The 18,056-nt window shown below is 64.9% G+C and carries 16 protein-coding genes; 6 read left to right on the top strand and 10 right to left on the bottom strand.

Translation table 11 applies throughout. The features are described 5' to 3' along the window. Positions 1-202: 202 nt before the first annotated feature. Positions 203-1,732: a glycerol-3-phosphate dehydrogenase gene (gene glpD, locus BLS61_RS14975; protein ID WP_090432139.1), complete on the top strand. Its 1,530-nt coding sequence runs from the start codon at positions 203-205 to the stop codon at positions 1,730-1,732. Positions 1,733-2,002: 270 nt separating this feature from the next. Continuing rightward, complete coding sequence (bfr, locus tag BLS61_RS14970; RefSeq protein ID WP_090432137.1) at positions 2,003-2,473, top strand: bacterioferritin; 471 nt, start codon at positions 2,003-2,005, stop codon at positions 2,471-2,473. A 119-nt stretch (positions 2,474-2,592) separates the two neighbouring features. Here the strand turns inward: bfr and BLS61_RS14965 are convergent, their stop codons facing one another. Together BLS61_RS14965 and BLS61_RS14960 are read right to left on the bottom strand one after the other, a co-directional pair. Further along, positions 2,593-5,667, bottom strand: coding sequence for an efflux RND transporter permease subunit (locus tag BLS61_RS14965; RefSeq protein ID WP_090432134.1), 3,075 nt, complete (start codon positions 5,665-5,667; stop codon positions 2,593-2,595). A 6-nt stretch (positions 5,668-5,673) separates the two neighbouring features. Continuing rightward, the gene (locus BLS61_RS14960; protein WP_090432132.1) at positions 5,674-6,777 is read right to left on the bottom strand and encodes an efflux RND transporter periplasmic adaptor subunit; all 1,104 of its coding nucleotides are present in this window, start codon (positions 6,775-6,777) and stop codon (positions 5,674-5,676) included. Between the two features lie 91 nt (positions 6,778-6,868). Here BLS61_RS14960 and BLS61_RS14955 point away from each other — a divergent pair, with 91 nt between their 5' ends. Further along, the gene (locus tag BLS61_RS14955) at positions 6,869-7,504 is read left to right on the top strand and encodes a TetR/AcrR family transcriptional regulator (RefSeq protein WP_090432129.1); all 636 of its coding nucleotides are present in this window, start codon (positions 6,869-6,871) and stop codon (positions 7,502-7,504) included. A gap of 66 nt (positions 7,505-7,570) precedes the next feature. Here the strand turns inward: BLS61_RS14955 and BLS61_RS14950 are convergent, their stop codons facing one another. After that, the gene (locus tag BLS61_RS14950) at positions 7,571-8,353 is read right to left on the bottom strand and encodes a class I SAM-dependent methyltransferase (RefSeq protein ID WP_090432127.1); all 783 of its coding nucleotides are present in this window, start codon (positions 8,351-8,353) and stop codon (positions 7,571-7,573) included. 106 nt (positions 8,354-8,459) lie between these two features. On the opposite strand from BLS61_RS14950, the gene BLS61_RS14945 reads away from it, so the two are divergent. Further along, a complete protein-coding gene (locus tag BLS61_RS14945; RefSeq protein ID WP_244157959.1) occupies positions 8,460-9,227 on the top strand; it encodes a hypothetical protein in 768 nt (255 codons plus the stop codon). A 114-nt stretch (positions 9,228-9,341) separates the two neighbouring features. Here BLS61_RS14945 and BLS61_RS14940 read toward each other — a convergent pair whose 3' ends face one another. The 7 genes from BLS61_RS14940 to ppc all read right to left on the bottom strand — a co-directional run bounded on the left by BLS61_RS14940 (position 9,342) and on the right by ppc (position 16,698). Beyond that, entirely contained in the window at positions 9,342-10,043 is a 702-nt protein-coding gene (locus tag BLS61_RS14940) for an extensin-like domain-containing protein (protein ID WP_090432125.1), read from the bottom strand. A 12-nt stretch (positions 10,044-10,055) separates the two neighbouring features. Then, positions 10,056-10,925: a DUF72 domain-containing protein gene (locus BLS61_RS14935; RefSeq protein ID WP_090432123.1), complete on the bottom strand. Its 870-nt coding sequence runs from the start codon at positions 10,923-10,925 to the stop codon at positions 10,056-10,058. Positions 10,926-10,977: 52 nt separating this feature from the next. Then, a complete protein-coding gene (locus BLS61_RS14930; RefSeq protein ID WP_090432122.1) occupies positions 10,978-11,322 on the bottom strand; it encodes a hypothetical protein in 345 nt (114 codons plus the stop codon). Between the two features lie 112 nt (positions 11,323-11,434). Further along, on the bottom strand, positions 11,435-12,118 hold the full coding sequence (gene tsaB / locus BLS61_RS14925) for a tRNA (adenosine(37)-N6)-threonylcarbamoyltransferase complex dimerization subunit type 1 TsaB (protein WP_090432199.1): 684 nt from the start codon (positions 12,116-12,118) through the stop codon (positions 11,435-11,437). A gap of 113 nt (positions 12,119-12,231) precedes the next feature. Further along, a complete protein-coding gene (locus BLS61_RS14920) occupies positions 12,232-13,005 on the bottom strand; it encodes a 5'-nucleotidase, lipoprotein e(P4) family (protein WP_090432121.1) in 774 nt (257 codons plus the stop codon). Between the two features lie 187 nt (positions 13,006-13,192). Further along, positions 13,193-13,840, bottom strand: a complete 648-nt coding sequence (gene adk, locus BLS61_RS14915; RefSeq protein WP_090432118.1) for an adenylate kinase — start codon at positions 13,838-13,840, stop codon at positions 13,193-13,195. Between the two features lie 221 nt (positions 13,841-14,061). Further along, positions 14,062-16,698, bottom strand: coding sequence for a phosphoenolpyruvate carboxylase (gene ppc / locus BLS61_RS14910; protein WP_090432116.1), 2,637 nt, complete (start codon positions 16,696-16,698; stop codon positions 14,062-14,064). Between the two features lie 165 nt (positions 16,699-16,863). Here ppc and BLS61_RS14905 point away from each other — a divergent pair, with 165 nt between their 5' ends. Both BLS61_RS14905 and BLS61_RS14900 read left to right on the top strand, forming a co-directional pair. Further along, positions 16,864-17,208, top strand: a complete 345-nt coding sequence (locus tag BLS61_RS14905) for a pilin assembly protein (protein WP_090432114.1) — start codon at positions 16,864-16,866, stop codon at positions 17,206-17,208. Between the two features lie 416 nt (positions 17,209-17,624). After that, complete coding sequence (locus BLS61_RS14900; RefSeq protein ID WP_090432112.1) at positions 17,625-18,035, top strand: DUF4398 domain-containing protein; 411 nt, start codon at positions 17,625-17,627, stop codon at positions 18,033-18,035. Positions 18,036-18,056 lie beyond the last annotated feature (21 nt).

Genomic DNA, 18,056 nt, shown 5'->3' with positions numbered 1-18,056 from the left:
ATGCAGGTCGGGTGAAACCCGCCAGCCTGCTCATGGCGGGGTTACACCCGCCCCACAAATGCCCCGCGAACGAAGCCCAAACTCCTTTCACGACCGCTCGGCGCACAATCGCGCGCCGGGGTAGCGAAGTTGCGCATCTTCGACTAGCATATTTTCGAAAGTGAACATAAACACATTCGAATCCAATAGCCGAGCGTGCCCTATGCCCCACGATCCCTTCACCAGCCCCGTTGCGGAAGTCTATGACCTCGCCGTCGTTGGAGGCGGTATCAATGGCGTGGGCATCGCAGCCGATGCAGCCGGTCGTGGCCTGTCCGTGTTCCTTTGCGAAAAGGACGACCTCGCCAGCCACACCTCCTCTGCCAGCAGCAAGCTGATCCACGGCGGCCTGCGCTATCTGGAGCACCACGAGTTCCGCCTGGTGCGCGAGGCCCTGGCCGAGCGCGAGGTGCTGCTGGCCAAGGCACCGCACATCGTCAAACCGATGCGCTTCGTCCTGCCGCACCGCCCGCATCTGCGTCCGGCCTGGATGATCCGCGCCGGCCTGTTCCTCTACGATCATCTGGGCAAACGTGAACGTCTGCCCGCCTCGCGTGGCCTGCGCTTTGGCGCCGGCAGCCCGCTGAAAGCGGAAATCAGCCGCGGCTTCGAATACTCCGACTGCTGGGTGGACGATGCCCGCCTGGTGGTGCTCAACGCCATGGCAGCCCGGGAAAAGGGCGCGCATATACACCCGCGTACGCGCTGCGTCAGCGCCCGGCGCAGCAAGGGGTTGTGGCATATCCACCTGGAGCGCAGCGACGGCAGCCTGCTGTCGATTCGTGCTCGCGCACTGGTCAATGCAGCGGGTCCCTGGGTCGCGCGCTTCATTCGTGAAGACCTCAAGCAGGACTCGCCCTACGGCATCCGCCTGATTCAGGGCAGCCACATCGTCGTACCGCGACTGTACGACGGCGAACAGGCCTACATCCTGCAGAACGAAGACCGCCGCATCGTCTTCGCCATTCCCTATCTGGAACGCTTCACCCTGATCGGCACTACCGACCGCGAATACCAGGGCGACCCCGCTCAGGTGGCGATCACCGCCGAGGAAACCGACTACCTGCTCAAGGTGGTCAATGATCACTTCAAGCAGCAGCTGAGCCGCGCGGACGTGCTGCACAGCTTCGCCGGCGTACGCCCGCTGTGCGACGACGAATCCGACGAGCCTTCGGCCATCACCCGCGATTACACCCTGTCACTTTCCGGCGCACCGGGCGAAGCGCCGCTGCTCTCGGTATTCGGTGGCAAGCTGACCACCTACCGCAAGCTGGCCGAGTCGGCCATGCAGCAACTGGCGCCCTACTTCGGCAAACTCGGTCCGAGCTGGACGGCCAGTGCGCCACTACCTGGCGGCGAGGACATGCAAGACCAGGGTGCGCTGGTCGAAGCCCTCTGCGAACGTCACGGCTGGCTGCCGGCCAGCCTGGCCAGACGCTGGGCCACGACCTACGGCAGCCGCACCTGGCGCATGCTCGAAGGTGTGCACAACCTGACCGACCTCGGTGAACACCTCGGCGCCGGCCTCTATACCCGCGAGGTGGATTATCTGCGCCGTGAGGAGTGGGCTCGCAGCAGCGCCGACATTCTCTGGCGGCGCAGCAAACTGGGGCTGTTCATGACACCCGCGCAACAGGCGCGTCTGCAGGACTATCTGCACACGCGCGACCCGCATTCGGCCCATGCCGCCTGACATTCTGCGTGCCCCATGCCCCGCTTCGCGGGGCTTTTTTCTGGCCGCAACAAAATAAAAACATTCACCGCACCGGGCGCCGCAGCGGCAACAGAACTTTCAACAACTTTTTTATTTTGCCAATTCAATAACTTGGCACCAAGTTGCGGAATGAAAACATTCGTATTCAGTTTTATTTTTACTTATCTTTCAAGAACTTAGGTTTGACAGCAGAAAGAACCCGGCAGAAAATTCAAGGCCATCACGGTCATTGAAACAGCAGGAGCGGTCATGAAAGGCGACAAGAAGGTCATTCAACACCTGAACAAGATTCTTGGTAACGAACTGGTCGCCATCAACCAGTACTTCCTGCATGCGCGCATGTACGAAGACTGGGGCCTGAAAAAACTCGGCGAGCACGAGTACCACGAGTCCATCGACGAGATGAAGCACGCCGACAAGCTGATCAAGCGCATTCTCTTCCTCGAAGGCATTCCCAACCTGCAGGATCTGGGCAAGATCCTGATCGGTGAAAACACCAAGGAAATGCTCGAGTGCGACCTGAAGATCGAGCACAAGGCACATGCCGACCTCAAGGCTGCCATCGCCTACTGCGAGAGCATCGGCGACTACGCCAGCCGCGAACTGCTCGAAGATATCCTCTGCTCCGAGGAGGATCACATCGACTGGCTGGAAACTCAGCTGAGCCTGATAGAAGCCGTCGGCCTGCAGAATTACCTGCAGTCGCAGATGGACGAATAATCCTTACGCGCTACATAAAAAACGGGAGCCAATGGCTCCCGTTTTTTATTGCTATCACGAATCTCGTGGAAGGGGCGCAAGCCGCGATAGCAAGTCGCCGCTGAAGCGCCTCCCACGACTCACCGCGCTTCGCTTTCCTTGACCCGGAACCAGGCCGCATACAGCGCCGGCAGGAACAGCAGGGTCAGCGCCGTGGCGACCACCAGACCGCCCATGATGGCCACGGCCATCGGCCCGAAGAACACGCTGCGTGACAGCGGGATCATCGCCAGCACGGCCGCCAGTGCGGTCAGCACGATGGGGCGGAAGCGTCGTACCGTCGCTTCGATGATGGCGTGCCAGCGATCCAGGCCGTGGCTGATGTCCTGCTCGATCTGATCAACCAGAATCACCGAGTTGCGCATGATCATCCCGGCCAGGGCGATGGTGCCGAGCATGGCGACGAAACCGAACGGCTGGCGGAAGATCAGCAGGAACAGGGTCACGCCGATCAGCCCCAGCGGCGCGGTGAGAAACACCATGGCCGAACGCGAGAAGCTTTTCAGCTGCAGCATCAGCAACGTCAGCACCACCACGATGAACAGCGGCACCCCGGCGTTCACCGACTTCTGCCCGCGGGCCGAATCCTCGACCGTACCGCCTACCTCCAGCAGATAGCCATCAGGCAGCTCGGCGCGGATCGGCTCCAGCGTCGGCAGGATCTGCTGGGTCAGGCTGGCAGGCTGCTGACCGCCATACACGTCGGCACGCACGGTGACGTTGGGCAGACGATTGCGATGCCAGATGATGCCTTCCTCGAAACCGTATTCCAGCGTCGCCACCTGCGACAGGGCCACGCTGCGGCCGCTGTCCGTCGGTACCGCCAGACTGGGCAGCAGGCTCAGGGCCTTGCGCTCCTGGGCGGTACCGCGCTGCAGGATCTCGATCAGCTCATTGCCCTCGCGGTACTGGCTGACGCTGGTGCCGGACAGCGAGCCCTGCAGGAAGCGCGACAGCTCGGCGGTGTTGACTCCCAGGGCCCGCGCACGATCCTGATCGACATTGAGGATCACCACCTTGCTCGGCTCTTCCCAGTCCAGGTGCACGTTCACCACATGCGGATTCTCGCGCACCTTGTCCGCCACCTGGCGGGCCAGCGCGCGCACCTCGTCGATATGCTCGCCACTGACGCGGAACTGGATCGGATAGCCCACGGGTGGGCCGTTTTCCAGACGGCTGACGCGGCTGCGCAGCGCCGGAAACTCGTCGTTCATCACCTGAATCAGCCAGGTGCGCAGGCGCTCGCGCTCCTCGATACTGGTGGCCAGCACGACGAACTGGGCGAAGCTTGCCGCCGGCAGCTGCTGATCCAGCGGCAGGTAGAAGCGCGGCGAACCGGTGCCGACATAGGCCACGTAGTTGTCGATGCCGGGCTGCTCCTTGAGCAGTTGCTCCAGGCGACGCACCTCGGCCTCGGTGGCGCTGAGCGAGGCGCCCTCCTCCAGCTTGATGTCGACCATCAGCTCCAGGCGCCCGGAGGCCGGGAAGAACTGCTGTGGCACGAAACGGAACAGCAGCACCGAGGCGATGAACAGGCCGATGGTCAACAGAATGACGAGGCCGCGACGGCGCACGCACCACTCAACCGTGGCGCGCACGCGGCGGTAGAACGGCGTCGAGTAAGGGTCGTGGCCCGCGTCGCTGCCGCCGTGTTTGGCCGCATGCAGCTTGGCCAGGTCGGGTAGCAGCTTGTCGCCCAGATAGGGCACGAACATCACCGCCGCGATCCACGAGGCGATCAGCGAGATGGCCACCACCTGGAAGATCGACCGCGTGTACTCGCCCGTGCCGGACTGCGCGGTGGCGATGGGCAGAAAGCCCGCGGCGGTGATCAGGGTGCCGGTGAGCATGGGAAACGCGGTGCTGGTCCAGGCGAAGCTGGCGGCCTTGAAGCGGTCATAGCCCTGCTCCATCTTGATCGCCATCATCTCCACCGCAATGATCGCGTCGTCCACCAGCAAGCCGAGGCCGAGCACCAGGGCGCCGAGGGAAATCTTGTGCAGGCCGATGCCGAGGTAGTACATGGCGGCGAAGGTCATCGCCAGCACCAGCGGGATGACCAGGGCCACCACCAGACCGGTGCGCAGCCCGAGGGAGAAGAAGCTGACCGCCAGCACGATCACCAGCGCCTCGACCAGCACCTTGACGAACTCACCGACGCCGGTCTTCACCGCTGCCGGCTGGTCCGACACCTTGCGCAGTTCCATGCCCAGCGGCAGGGTCTGCTGCAGGCGGGCGAACTCGCCCTCTAGTGCCTTGCCCAGTACCAGAATGTCGCCACCGGCCTTCATCGACACCGCGATACCGATGGCATCCTCGCCCATGAAGCGCATACGCGGCGCGGGTGGATCGTTGAAACCGCGCTTGACCTCGGCCACGTCGGCGATGCGGAAGGTGCGATCGGCGACCCGAATCGGAAAATCGCGAATTTCCTCCACCGACTCGAAGCGACCGGTCACGCGCAATTGAATGCGCTCGCTGGACGTCTCGAAGAAGCCGGCAGCGGCCACCGCATTCTGCGCCTCCAGCGCCTGCTGCACCGCAGACAGCGGCAGGCCGAGGGTCGCCAGCTTGGTGTTGGACAGTTCGATCCAGATCTTCTCGTCCTGCAGCCCCACCAGTTCGACCTTGCCGACGTCCTTGACCCGCTGCAGTTGCAGCTGCAGGCGGTCGGCGTAGTCCTTGAGCACCGCGTAGTCGAAACCCTTGCCGGTCAAAGCATAGATGTTGCCGAAGGTGGTGCCGAACTCGTCGTTGAAGAACGGCCCCTGGATGCCGGGCGGCAAGGTGTGGCGGATGTCGCTGACCTTCTTGCGCACCTGGTACCACAGCTCGGGAATCTCCGAACTGCGCATGGAATCGCGCGCCATGAAGGTCACCTGCGACTCGCCGGGACGGGAGAAGCTGGTGATGCGGTCGTACTCGCCGGTTTCCATCAGCTTCTTCTCGATGCGCTCGGTGACCTGGCGCGAAACCTCTTCGGCGCTGGCGCCCGGCCAGTTGGTACGAATCACCATGGCCTTGAAGGTGAAGGGGGGGTCTTCGCTCTGCCCCAGCTTGGTGTAGGACAGCGCCCCGACCACGGCCAGCAGCAGCATGATGTAGAGGACGATCTGGCGATTGCGCAGCGCCCAGGCAGACAGGTTGAAGCTCATGCCGGCTTACTCCTTGACTGCCAGTTCGACATTGCGATTGTCGCGATCAACCGGGCGCACCTTCAGCCCTTCACGCAGTATCTGAACGCCAGCGGCCACCACCCAGTCCGAAGCGGAAAGCCCCTCCAGCACCGGCACGCGGTCGTCACCATAGGCGCCCACGCGGACCGGTCGACGCTGCACGGTGTGCTCGCTGGGGTCGATGACCCAGACGAAGGTCTGGCCCTGCTCGGCGCTCAGTGCCGACAGCGGCACGGCCAGCGGCACCTCGCCGTTGCTGGCGATGAATACGCGCGCGCTCTGCCCCAGTTCGGCCGGTACCTTGCCCTCAGTGAAAGCGACACGAGCGGCGAAGGTACGCGACTGCGGATCGGCCGCCGGCGCCATTTCGCGAATGCGTCCGGGGAAACGCTGGTCAGGCTGCGACCAGAGTTCCACCTCGACCGCCTGACCGATCTGGAAACGGCCGAAACTCTGCTCCGGCAGGCTGATGGACACCTCGCGCTCGCCATCGGCGGCCAGGGTGAAGACCGTCTGCCCGGCCGCCACCACCTGCCCGACCTCGACCGCGCGACGAGCGATCACGCCATCCTGCGAGGCACGCAGCACGGCGTAGTCGGTCTGGTTGCGAGCCACGTCGTACTCGGCCCGGATCTGTTTCAGACGGGCTTCGCCGGCGCGATACTGATTCTCGACATTGTCGAACTGCGAGCGGCTGACCAGGTTGCGCCCGAGCAGCGCCTTGTAGCGATCACGCTCGGCACGCACGGTCTGCAGGTTGGCTTCTGCCGCCGCCATCTGTGCGCGGGTAGCCTCCAGCTGCAGGCGTACGTCCTGCGGGTCAAGCTCGGCCAGCGCCTGATCCTTCTTCACCCGGTCACCGACCTCAACCAGGCGCTTGCTCACCTTGCCGGCGATGCGAAAGGCCAGTTCCGGCTCGTAGCGTGCGCGCACCTCGCCCGGATAGCTGTCGACCAGGGCGGCGGCCGGCTGCGGCTGCACCACCATCGCCGGGCGAACCGGCTGTTCGGGCTGCTCGCCGTTGCCGCAGGCAGACAGAAGAAAGACAAGACCCAGAGACGCAACTAGCGGGAGCACATGGCGGGACATGATGGCGACCTTTCGGAGAAGGTTTGGAATATTTGTACTGCCGGGTATAGTAAAAATAGCAAACTCGCCAGTCCAGTATTAAAATTCGCCAATGCCTGACAAGTTGTTACAACCTTCCGGCCCCGGCCGTCCGAAGGACCCCGCCAAACGCCGTGCCATCCTCGAGGCGGCCAAGAGCCTGTTCCTGCGCAACGGTTACGACGGCAGCAGCATGGACGCCATCGCCGCCGAGGCCGGGGTTTCCAAGCTCACCGTGTACAGCCATTTCACCGACAAGGAGACGCTGTTCTCCGCCGCGGTGAAGGCCAAGTGCGAGGAGCAGTTGCCGGAGCTGCTGTTCGAACTGCCGGCCGGGGCGCCGATCGAGGCCGTGCTGCTGAACATCGGCCGCGGCTTTCATGCGCTGATCAGCAGCCGCGAGTCGGTGGAGCTACACCGGATGATGGTCAGCCTGGCCAGCCAGGATCCCAAGCTGGCGCTGATGTTCTATCAGGCCGGACCGCAGCGTGTGTTGCAGGGGATGGAGGCGCTGCTGCGCAAGGCCGACCAGGGCGGCCTGCTGCAGATCGACGACCCGCTGATGGCCGCCGACCAGTTCTTCAGCCTGGTCAAGGGTGGCGCGCATTTCCGCCTGCTGATCGGTTGCTGCCCAATGCTCGAAGGTGAGACCGCCGAGCGGCACGTGCGCGGCGCCGTCGGCCTGTTTCTGCGCGCCTACCGGCGCTGAACCAGCGCAGGGTGCGCTGTGCGCACCGCTGATGGCGCAGATATGCTGTGATGCGCGCGGCGCACCCTACGCGCCTTCCAGCTTCTTCTTCGGGTAGACGTCGTAACGGCTGGACTTGCCCTCCAGCACGTAGCCGGGTTTCGCCCCATCGATGGCCGGCGCCTTGCGTGGGCGCTTGACCACCACACGGTGGGTGGCCAGCGCGAGCGCCGCTTCGAGCAGTGCCGGCGCGTCCAGGTCGTCGCCGACGAAGGGACGGAACAGGCGCATCTCCTTTTTCACCAGCGCACTCTTGTCACGATGCGGGAACATCGGGTCGAGGTAGATCACCTGCGGCGCCTCACCCTGCCAGGCGCGCATCAGTTCGATGGCATTGCCGGTGAGCAGGCGCATGCGCGCGGCAATCGGCGCTACCTCCAGGTCCAGCGCGGCACGCTGCAGGCCGTCCTCCAGCAGTGCGGCGACCAGCGGCTGGCGCTCGATCAGGGTCATGTCGCAGCCCAGACTGGCCAGCACGAAGGCGTCGCGCCCCAGCCCTGCCGTTGCATCGAGAATGCGCGGGCGAATGCCCGACTGCACCCCCACGGCCTTGGCGATCATCTGCCCGCTGCCACCGCCGAACTGCCGCCGATGCGCCGCCGCGCCCTCGACGAAATCCACCCGCACCGGGCCGGGCGCCTTGTCGCCCAGTTCGACCAGCTGCAGCCCGCCATCGCCCAGCTGCAGGGCGAAATCGGCCTCGCCGTCTTGCCTCAAGCCCAGGCGCGACGCCCATTGGGCGGCCTCTTCGGCGTACTGGGGGTGGAGGGCTTGGATACGGATGCTGGCGTTGTGCCGCTCGTCGGTCATGGGCTCGTTCTGCTCAAAAATCACTCAAAGCACCGGCCGCACGGCCGATATCGAAGAAGCGGCATTCTGCCAGACCCGGCCGCCGACAGCCGCATCGAGAGTGAACATGTTCGACGCCCTCTCCGCCCCACGTCCAGGTAGCAGCCCTGCCAGCCCCCGTCCGCAAGACGACGAGCTCGACCGTGCGGCGCGCGAATCCATCAACTATCAGATTCTGCGCCGCACCCTGGGTATCGAAGACGAGCAGAAACCCGGTGAGGTCGCTCGTGAACTGCGGGAAACCGCCGAGCCACCTGCCGTGTCCAGCAGCGCCGCGGTCGTCAGCCAGGCGGTAATCGATCAGCGCGGCCTGGAGCTGAATGTCAGCGTGGGCCAGACGCCCCAGCAGGTCGACCCGCTGGTACTGGATATGGCTGGTAACGGCTTCACCACCAGCGGTCTTGGCCGTGCGGTGCGCTTCGATCTGGATGCCGACGGACGCATGGACTCGATCAGTGTACCCACAGCTGACGACGCGCTACTGGCGCTGGATCGCAACGGCAACGGGCGCATCGACGATGGCCGCGAGCTGTTCGGCGATCAGCATGGCGCTGCCAATGGCTTCGCCGAACTGGCGCGCTTCGACGACAACGGCGACGGCCGTATCGATGCCGCCGATGCCGTGTTCGACAAGCTGCGCCTGCTGCGTTTCGATGCCCAGGGCCGCCAGCGGTTGCAGACACTCGGCGAAGCAGGCGTCAGCGCCATCGACCTGCGCGCCCGCGACGTCAGCATCGCCCTGGGTGCTTACGACCAGATCGCCCAGCTGGGCCGATTCGAGTTCACCGATGGGCGCAGCGGACAGGCGGCCGACCTGCTGTTGGCCAAACGCTGATCGCGCCGCGTCGGCATTCGGGTAGGGTGCGCCGTGCGCACCGGGAACAACGCAGTGCTTGCCAGGTGCGCACGGCACACCCTACGTGAAGCCGCCCTACGGACCGCAAGCGCCTCAGCGGCACATCCGCCACATGCCCATGTCCACGTGAAAATGATCGCGGTGGGCGGCGTTGTACTCAGGCCCCAGGGTCACGTTGAAACTGTCGCAGGCCGCCTCCTGTACCAGACGCAGGAAGCGCGCCTTGTCGCCCTGTCCAGGCCAGTCTCGCAATACGCTGACATGCTGGCCATCGCGCAGGCGAAAACCGACCATGTCCAGCGCGTTGGCATAGGAATGCTGGCTGGGTCGCTGGCTACCGGCGATGCTGCGACAGGCGAAGCTGCCGACGTGTTCGATGCGGCTGACCGGCTGGCCGAACACCGCCTGGGCGGCGGGCTGCAGGCCATGGCGCTCGAACAGGGCGAAGCTCACTGCCAGCGGACAGGTGGCCATGAAACTGCTGCTCAGGCCGACGTTGGCGCCCTGGATACGCACGGCATTTTCAATCGGGCAGCCGGGATGCGGCGTGCTGTCGGGAAGGCGCGTGAAGCGCAGCTCGGAAGTCGCCAGGGCCAGGTCACACAGCTCGCGATCCTGGCTCAGGCGCCACAGTTTGAATGAGGTCAGCAGGTTCGGCGTTTCTCGCACGTCCAGCGGCGCCCAGGGGTTGAAGCGCGGCGCCACCTCGACCCAGCCACGCCACAGCGATACCAGCAGCGCTGCACACATCAGCAGAGAGAGAAACAGCAAACGGCCGATTATCCGTATCAGCATATCCATCTTTCATCAGAGCAGGCCGAGCTGCTCCAGTTCCGGTTCCGTCTGCAACACCGGCAATTCAGGCAGGCCCGGCAGGCGCTGCATCAGCTGCTGGTGAAAACGCCGTGCCAGCTCGGGCGCCAGACGATTATCGGAGGTATGCGCGAAGACGTAGGGCACGAGCCCCTGTTCGATCCAGCCGGCGACCTTGTCCAGCCAGGGCTGCATGAAGGGGTCGTTGGCCAGCAGTTCGGGATGGCCGATAAAACGCAGCTGCGGGCTCTGGCTGAAGGCTGTGGGCCGAGTCGGCAGGCGTGGTTTCTTGGCCTGCGCATGGAGCACGGCCGGCTCCTGCGAGTCGCAACTGAACAGCGCGCGCGAGTCCAGGCAGATGCGTTCGATGCCACGCTCGTGCAACAGGCGATTGAGCATGCGCTCGGCATCGCCCTTGGCGAAGAACTCGGGGTGGCGCACCTCGATCGCCAGTGGCCAGTTGCCCCACTGCTCGATGAACGCGGCCAGCTCGGCCAACCGCGAAGGGCCGAAGGCAGCCGGCAGCTGCAGCCAGTAAGGCGCGACACGAGCCCCGAGCGGCGCCAGCAGTTGGCGGAATTGCGCGACCTCATCGAGCTGCTGGCAAAGATCCTCGCTGTGGCTGATATCGCGCGGCAGCTTGGCGCAGAAACGAAAGTGCGCCGGCATCGCCGATGCCCAGCGGGCAACCGTCTGCTCGCTGGGCCGGGCGTAGAAGGTAGTGTTGCCCTCCACCGCGTTGAATACCTCGGTGTAGCGGCCAAGAAAATCCGCAGGGCGCGTGTCCTGCGGATAGAGCGTGGCGCGCCAGGCCGCTTCGCTCCAGGATGGACAACCGAGGAAATAGGGAAGCGCAGCGCTCATCGATCCAGGCAACTGACCAGGCTGAGGGCGTGATGCACGCCGTGAAACGGAGTTACGCGTAAAGGTCGAGGCCGAGCACTTCCTGCGCATCGGATTCGTTGGCGTAGGCGGCGGTGGTGCTGTAGCTGGCCAAGGCCTGGGCCGCGCGGTTGCTCAGCGCGGGCTGCTGGTAGCCCAGATCCTGTGCGCGGGTCGGCAGGCTGTCGCTATTACTGCTGCTGGCCTGCACGCGACGAATCTGCGGGGCCTGCTCGAGCCCCTGGCTGCTGGCCGGAGCTGCCGGCTGTTCACGCTGAACCTCGACTTCCCGCTGCGCCTCGCGATAGGGCGTGACCGCAGTCCCCGAACGGGGGCCGCGATCTGGCGAGTAGGAAGGTAGGTAACCGTCGATCCGCATTCAGGATTGCTCGATGGGCTCGGCTAAGCGTGGGCAGTGCTGGCAATGTAGCGGCGGGCATCGCTCTTGGCAAATGCCTGGGTGATCTTGACGTCAAACATCCGACCAAGCGTCATACCGGCGCTGCTTTCGGCGTGGCGACCTGGTCACGCAGGTACACCGGCTGCGCCTGATCGGCCGGTACGGCCTCGCCACGGCCCCAGGCATAACCGGCCAGGTCCAGCAGGTCTGCGGCATGCGGCAGCAGGTCGCCCGCCATGCCCACAGGTTTGAGGGCGATACGCTCGGCGTAGGCGCCCCAACCAGTGCCAGCACCGAACCAGTCGCCGTCACTGCCACGCGGCGCCTGGGCCTGCTCCGGCGGCAGCACCGCTTCCTGGCCGAGCAGACGCATTTCGCCAGCTTCGGCGCGATAGCAGCCCCAGTAGACTTCATCCATGCGCGCATCGATCGCGGCGGCGACCTGGATTGCGCCTCGCTCGCGCAGCGCACGCTGGGCCAGCACGGCCAGGTTGGAAACCGGCAGCACCGGTCGATCCAGGGCGAAGGCCAGGCCCTGCACCACACCGATGGCGATGCGCACGCCGGTGAAGGCACCGGGGCCACGACCGAAGGCGATGGCGTCCAGCGCCGAGGCGGTGATACCGGCCTCGCCCAGCAGTTGCTGGATCATCGGCAGCAGACGCTGAGCATGCAGCCGCGGAGCGACTTCATAGTGGCTGAGTACGCGACCGCCATGCAGCAGGGCGACGGAACAGGCTTCGGTGGCGGTATCCAGGGCCAGGAGAGTGGTCATCGGTTCGAACGGCTGAAGAAAAAGAGCCGGCATTAGACCGGCTCGACGCGTTTTTTTCCAGCCTCATGACGGCGCCCGGCTTGCGCCGAGCGACCGACGGGGTCAGCACAGCCTTACCAGGGCTCGACTACCGGCTCGGCCTGCCAACCTTCGAGCGGCGCCTTGGACCAGGTGCCGTAACTGGCGTTGGGGAACACGATCCACTCCACGCCCCACTTGTCGGCCTCTTCGGCAACGGTCTTGCGCTGCGCATCGAGCGGCGTCTTGCGAAAGCGCGCATCGAAGTCATGCAGCGTGTCGCCCAGCAGCATGACGATCTGGTGATCGGCACTGACGATGGCGCGGCGCTCCACCTTGGGTGGCCCGAGCAGCAGAACGCTCTCCTCCGACACCTGCGGCAGGCCCAGCTTGCTCAGGGTGGCCAGGGTGTATTTCTTCTGCTGGTCGGCGCGGTCGGAGATGTAGCGGATGGTCACGCCAAGCTTGTCGGCATGCTCGAGAAACTGCTTCGCCCCTGGAATCAGCCTGGGCATGCCGTCGCGCTCCCAGGGCAGCCAGGTGTCCCAGGCATCGTACTGGTGACAGTTGGCCAGATCGCGCGCCAGCAGCGCGCTGTTGTCGATCACGGTTTCGTCGAGGTCGGTGACGATGGCCAGCCTGGATGGGTCCTTGGCTGCGGCCACGGCCTTGTCGAGCTTCTCGGTGGCGATGTTGTAGGCCTGCAACTGCAGCGCCTGGATTTCCGCCGACTGCTGCTGAAAGCGCAGGCCCATGGTGAATTCGGCAACGGAACACTCGGCCTTGCCCTGCGCCGCGCTCTCGGCGAATGCCAGCGGAGCGCTCAGCAGTGATAGCGCAAGGCCCAGCCAGATGCGTTTCTCGGTCATGTAATGCCCTCTTCCTTATAGGTTAGCGACGCGCCCCGGCGCAGGCCGGAGGCTTGCATCGTCGATACTAGCCGGCACGCCTTGCGCGGCCATGCTTGAGAGCGACCCGAACGTATCCGTGTTCCGCTTACGTATACGAAAAAGGCCCCTTGCGGGGCCTTTTTCGGAGACAGCTGGAAGCCTGGACTCAGTCCAGCGCGGCCAGGGTCTTGGCGGTGATTTCTTCGACGCTGCCGACGCCCGGAATGTGGGTGTACTTCGGCGTGCCGGTCGCTGCGGAAAGCTTCTGGTAGAAGTCCACCAGCGGCTTGGTCTGCGAATGGTAGACGGACAGACGATGACGCACGGTTTCTTCCTTGTCGTCTTCGCGCTGCACCAGCTCCTCACCGGTCAGATCGTCCTTGCCGGCGACCTTCGGCGGGTTGTACTCGGTGTGGTAGACACGGCCGGAAGCCGGGTGTACGCGACGGCCGGACAGACGCTTGACGATTTCCTCGTCGTCGACGGCGATTTCCACCACGTGATCCAGGGCTACGCCGGCATCGCGCAGCGCTTCGGCTTGCGGGATGGTGCGCGGGAAACCGTCGAACAGAAAGCCGTTGGCGCAATCGTCCTGAGCGATGCGCTCCTTGACCAGGTTGATGATCAGGTCGTCGGAGACCAGACCGCCAGCGTCCATCACGCTCTTGGCCTTCAGGCCGAGCTCGGTGCCAGCCTTGACCGCTGCGCGCAGCATGTCGCCGGTGGAGATTTGCGGAATGCCGAATTTCTCGGTGATGTAGCGAGCCTGGGTACCTTTGCCGGCACCGGGCGCCCCCAGCAGAATCACGCGCATCGATGTGCTCCTCAAGAGTTATGTAGTAATCGGTCGGACTCGCCTCGTGGGGCCAATCTCTTAGGTGGTGCGGCAGCCGTAGCGGCCAAAAGGCTGCTCAAGATACACAGCGCACCCCAGGCGCACAAGCCGCCAAAAGTCGGATAAAACCCCTTCGCTCGGCCCGCTGTTCAGGCTCGGCAGGGCCGGCATGCCACCTGCCCTGCCGACCTTCGCAGCCCTCAACCCGTATTGCGCAAACCCGCCGCGATACCCGCCACGCTGACCAGCAGGGCCTGCTCCAGAGGGCTCTCGGGCGCCTGTTCGCGTTGCCGGCAACGTGCCAGCAACTCGGCCTGCAGCAGATGCAGCGGGTCGAGATAGGTATTGCGCACGCTGATCGATTCCAGGGTTTCCGGATTGTGCGCGAGCAGGCGCGACTGGCCGGTCAGTTCCAGCACGGCCGTGCAGGCCTGCGACAATAGGTCGCGTAACTGCGCACCCAGCGGCTGCAGCGCCGGCTCGACCAGACGCTCGTCATACAGGGCGGCAATGCTGGCATCGGCCTTGGCCAGCACCATTTCCAGCATGTCGATGCGGGTGCGGAAGAACGGCCAGTGCTCGCGCATGTCCTTCAGCAGTTCGGCGTCGCCACCGGCCAAGGCCTGCCCCAGCGCCTGCTCCCAGCCGAGCCAGGCCGGCAGCATCAGCCGCGTCTGCGTCCAGGCGAAGATCCACGGGATCGCGCGCAGGCTCTCCACGCCGCCCTGGCGGCGCTTGGCCGGGCGACTGCCCAGCGGCAGCCGGCCCAGTTCCTGCTCCGGCGTGGCCTGGCGGAAGTATTCGACGAACTGCGGATGCTCGCGCACCACGCCGCGATAGGCCTTCACACCGACGTCGGCAAGCCGATCCATCATCGCCCGCCAGCTCGGCTGCGGAGCCGGCGGCGGCAGCAAGGTGGCTTCCAGCACAGCAGCGAGATACAGGTTGAGGTTCTGCTCGGCAATATCCGGCAGGCCGAACTTGAAGCGGATCATCTCGCCCTGCTCGGTGGTGCGGAAACGTCCCGCCACAGATCCCGGCGGTTGCGACAGGATGGCCGCGTGAGCCGGGCCGCCACCGCGCCCGACGGTGCCACCGCGACCATGGAACAGCAGCAGCTCGACCTGATGCTCGTGGCACAGACGCACCAGCTCCTCCTGGGCGCGGTACTGCGCCCAGGCAGCGGCGGTGGTACCGGCATCCTTGGCCGAATCGGAATAGCCGATCATCACCTCCTGCGGGCCATGCAGACGCGCGCGATAACCGGGCAAGCCCAGCAGGCGATCCATCACCGGGCCGGCGTGATCGAGGTCGGCCAGGGTTTCGAACAGTGGCACCACGCGCATCGGCCGGCGCAACCCGGCCTCCTTGAGCAGCAGTTGCACCGCCAGCACATCGGAAGCGGCACCGGCCATGGAGATCACGTAGGAGCCCAGCGAGGCAGCAGGAGCGGCGGCCACCTCGCGGCAGGTGGCAAGCACCTCGGCGGTATCGGCCGAGGGGCGATAGTCGCTTGGCAGCAGTGGCCGGCGGCTGTCCAGTTCGCGCTGCAGGAACGCCAGGCGCTGCTCCTCGTCCCACTCGGCGTAACGGCCAAGGCCGAGGTAATCGGTGATTTCCGACAGCGCTGCAGCATGCCGGGTGGAGTCCTGACGCACGTCGAGACGCACCAGGAACAGGCCGAAGGTCGCCGCCCGGCGCAGGCAATCGAGCAGCGGGCCGTCGGCGATCACGCCCATGCCGCAGGTGTGCAGCGACTGATAGCAGAGCTGCAGCGGCGCCAGCAGATCGCGATTGTCCTGCAGCACCGCAGGCCCCGCGGCGATATCGGCCGTCAGCGCCTGCTGCGCCCAGCTGCGCGTCTCACGCAGGCGTTCGCGCAGTTGCTTGAGCAGCGCGCGGTAGGGCTCGGCGCTGTCGCCCACCTGTGCACGCAGCTCGTCACTGGCCTGCTGCATCGACAGCTCGGCAGCCAGATGGTCGACATCGCGCAGGTACAGGTCGGCCGCCATCCAGCGCGCCAGCAGCAACACCTCGCGCGTCACCCGCGCGGTGACGTTGGGGTTGCCGTCACGGTCGCCGCCCATCCACGAGGCGAAACGAATGGGCGCGGCCTCCAGTGGCAGGCGCAACCCTGTGGCGGCCTGCAGGCTCTGATCGGCACGCCGCAAGAACTGCGGCACGGCCTGCCACAGCGAGTGCTCGATGACGGCAAAGCCCCATTTCGCCTCGTCCACCGGGCTGGGCCGGCTGCGGCGAATCTCCTCGGTGTGCCAGGCCTCGGCGATAAGCCTTTGCAGGCGCTCGATGATGCGCTCACGTTCAGCCGGCAACAGGTCGCTATGATCCAGCGCAGTCAGTTGCGCGGCGATGGCATCGTATTTCTGGATCAGGGTACGCCGCGCCACTTCGGTGGGATGTGCGGTCAGCACCAGCTCGATGTCCAGGCGCCCAAGCTGGCGCGCCAGTTCATCGCGGCTATGCCCCTCGGCGAGCAGGCGCTGGAGCAGTTCGTCCAGCACGCGCAGCTCGAACGGCTCGGGCTCGTCCGCGCGGCGGCGACGTACGCGGTGTTGCTGCTCGGCGATATTGGCCAGGTTGAGGAACTGGTTGAAGGCGCGTGCCACGGGTAACAACTCATCGTCGTCGAGGTCGCCCAGGGTGCTGGTCAACTGCTCGGTACCCGCGGCAGAGCCGCTGCGACCGGCCTTGGCCGCCTTGCGTATGCGTTCGATCTTGTCGAGAAACTCGTCGCCCAACTGGGTGCAGATGGTATGCCCGAGCAGTTCGCCGAGCAGGTGCACCTCTTCACGCAGGCGCGCATCTATTTCCGCCATGTCGCACTCCTTCTTCTGACCATGGTCAACAGAGTGCCCAGCGCGCCAAGTTCTTACAAGGGTGCGACGCACCTCGAGGTTGCCTGGCGTGCCGGGTCTAGGCTTGTTGAAAGGCGCAGCGGATTCGCCAGCCGGCATCGCCTGCGCCCCGTAAGGAGCAACGACATGAGAATTCGCGAACTGGCAAGACACTGGGAGCAGAATGCCAAAGGGCAGCTGACCCCGACCCGCTATCACATCCATCTGGATGTCGAGTCGGCCGCGCGCCTGGCGGCGCTCACCGAAATGTATCCCAAGCATCACAGTGAAGAGCTGCTGGGTGAGCTGATCGGCGCCGCCCTGGAAGAACTGGAGGCCAGCCTGCCCTACGTCAAAGGCAACAGGGTCGTGGCCCTGGATGAGCAGGGCGACCCGCTGTACGAAGACGTCGGGCCGACGCCGCGCTTTCTGGCGCTGTCACGCAAGTATCTGCGCCAGTTCAGTGAGTCGGCCGAGGGCACGAATCACTGATGCCGCCGTGGCGCTCGTTCGATATATCGTTCAATTTCGTGCGCCCGGCATAAGCCAGCGCTCCCTCTGAAGCGCTTTCGGTGGCGACAATGGCGACACTCCCGCGCCTGTAGGGAGACTCGCCACAGTCGCTTATCGCCTCGAAATGCCTCGCCAAATCTTATGGATCCTGTAGATAAAACGCCTCGCGCGGCCTGATCGAGAGCCTTCGGCGAAGAGCCGGCAGGCAAATAACCTGACTGACCGGTCATCAGAAAAATCATGAGCAGGCTGTCTTTTTTTCTGAACCATTTCAAAAAGCTTCCGGTCCCAACTGCAGGTCCCTCGTGGCAAGCCGACGTCGCCAGGCCTCTGGTGAACGGGCAAGACGCTGGGACCAGTTGTCACGGATATCGTCATTCATAGGAGTGTTTCAAATGGAGTTAGCCGCCATGAAGACCCGTATCGAGAAAGCCCCGCGCCGCCTGCCGGGGATTAAACTCGCTGCCCTGGTACTGGGCAGTAGCCTGGTGCTCGCTGGCTGCGCCGGTAATCCGCCGACCGAGCAATATGCCGTGACGCAATCTGCCGTGAATGCGGCGATCAGCGCCGGTGGTACCGAGTTCGCCGCCGTGGAAATGAAGTCGGCGCAGGACAAGCTCAAGGAGGCCGAGCTGGCCATGCATGACAAGGAATACGAGAAAGCCCGTCGCCTGGCTGAACAGGCCGAATGGGATGCCCGACTCGCCGAGCGCAAGGCCCAGGCCGCCAAGGCCGAACAAGCGCTGCAGGACGCCCGTCAGGGTGTTCAGGAACTGCGTGAGGAAGGCATGCGCAACGCTCAGTGAGCGGCATGCCACCCACCCATT

This window comes from Ectopseudomonas guguanensis (assembly GCF_900104265.1).
Taxonomy (GTDB): domain Bacteria; phylum Pseudomonadota; class Gammaproteobacteria; order Pseudomonadales; family Pseudomonadaceae; genus Aquipseudomonas; species Aquipseudomonas guguanensis.
The sequence above is the reverse complement of the archived record's forward strand: the minus strand, read 5'-3'. Positions and strand labels throughout refer to the sequence as shown.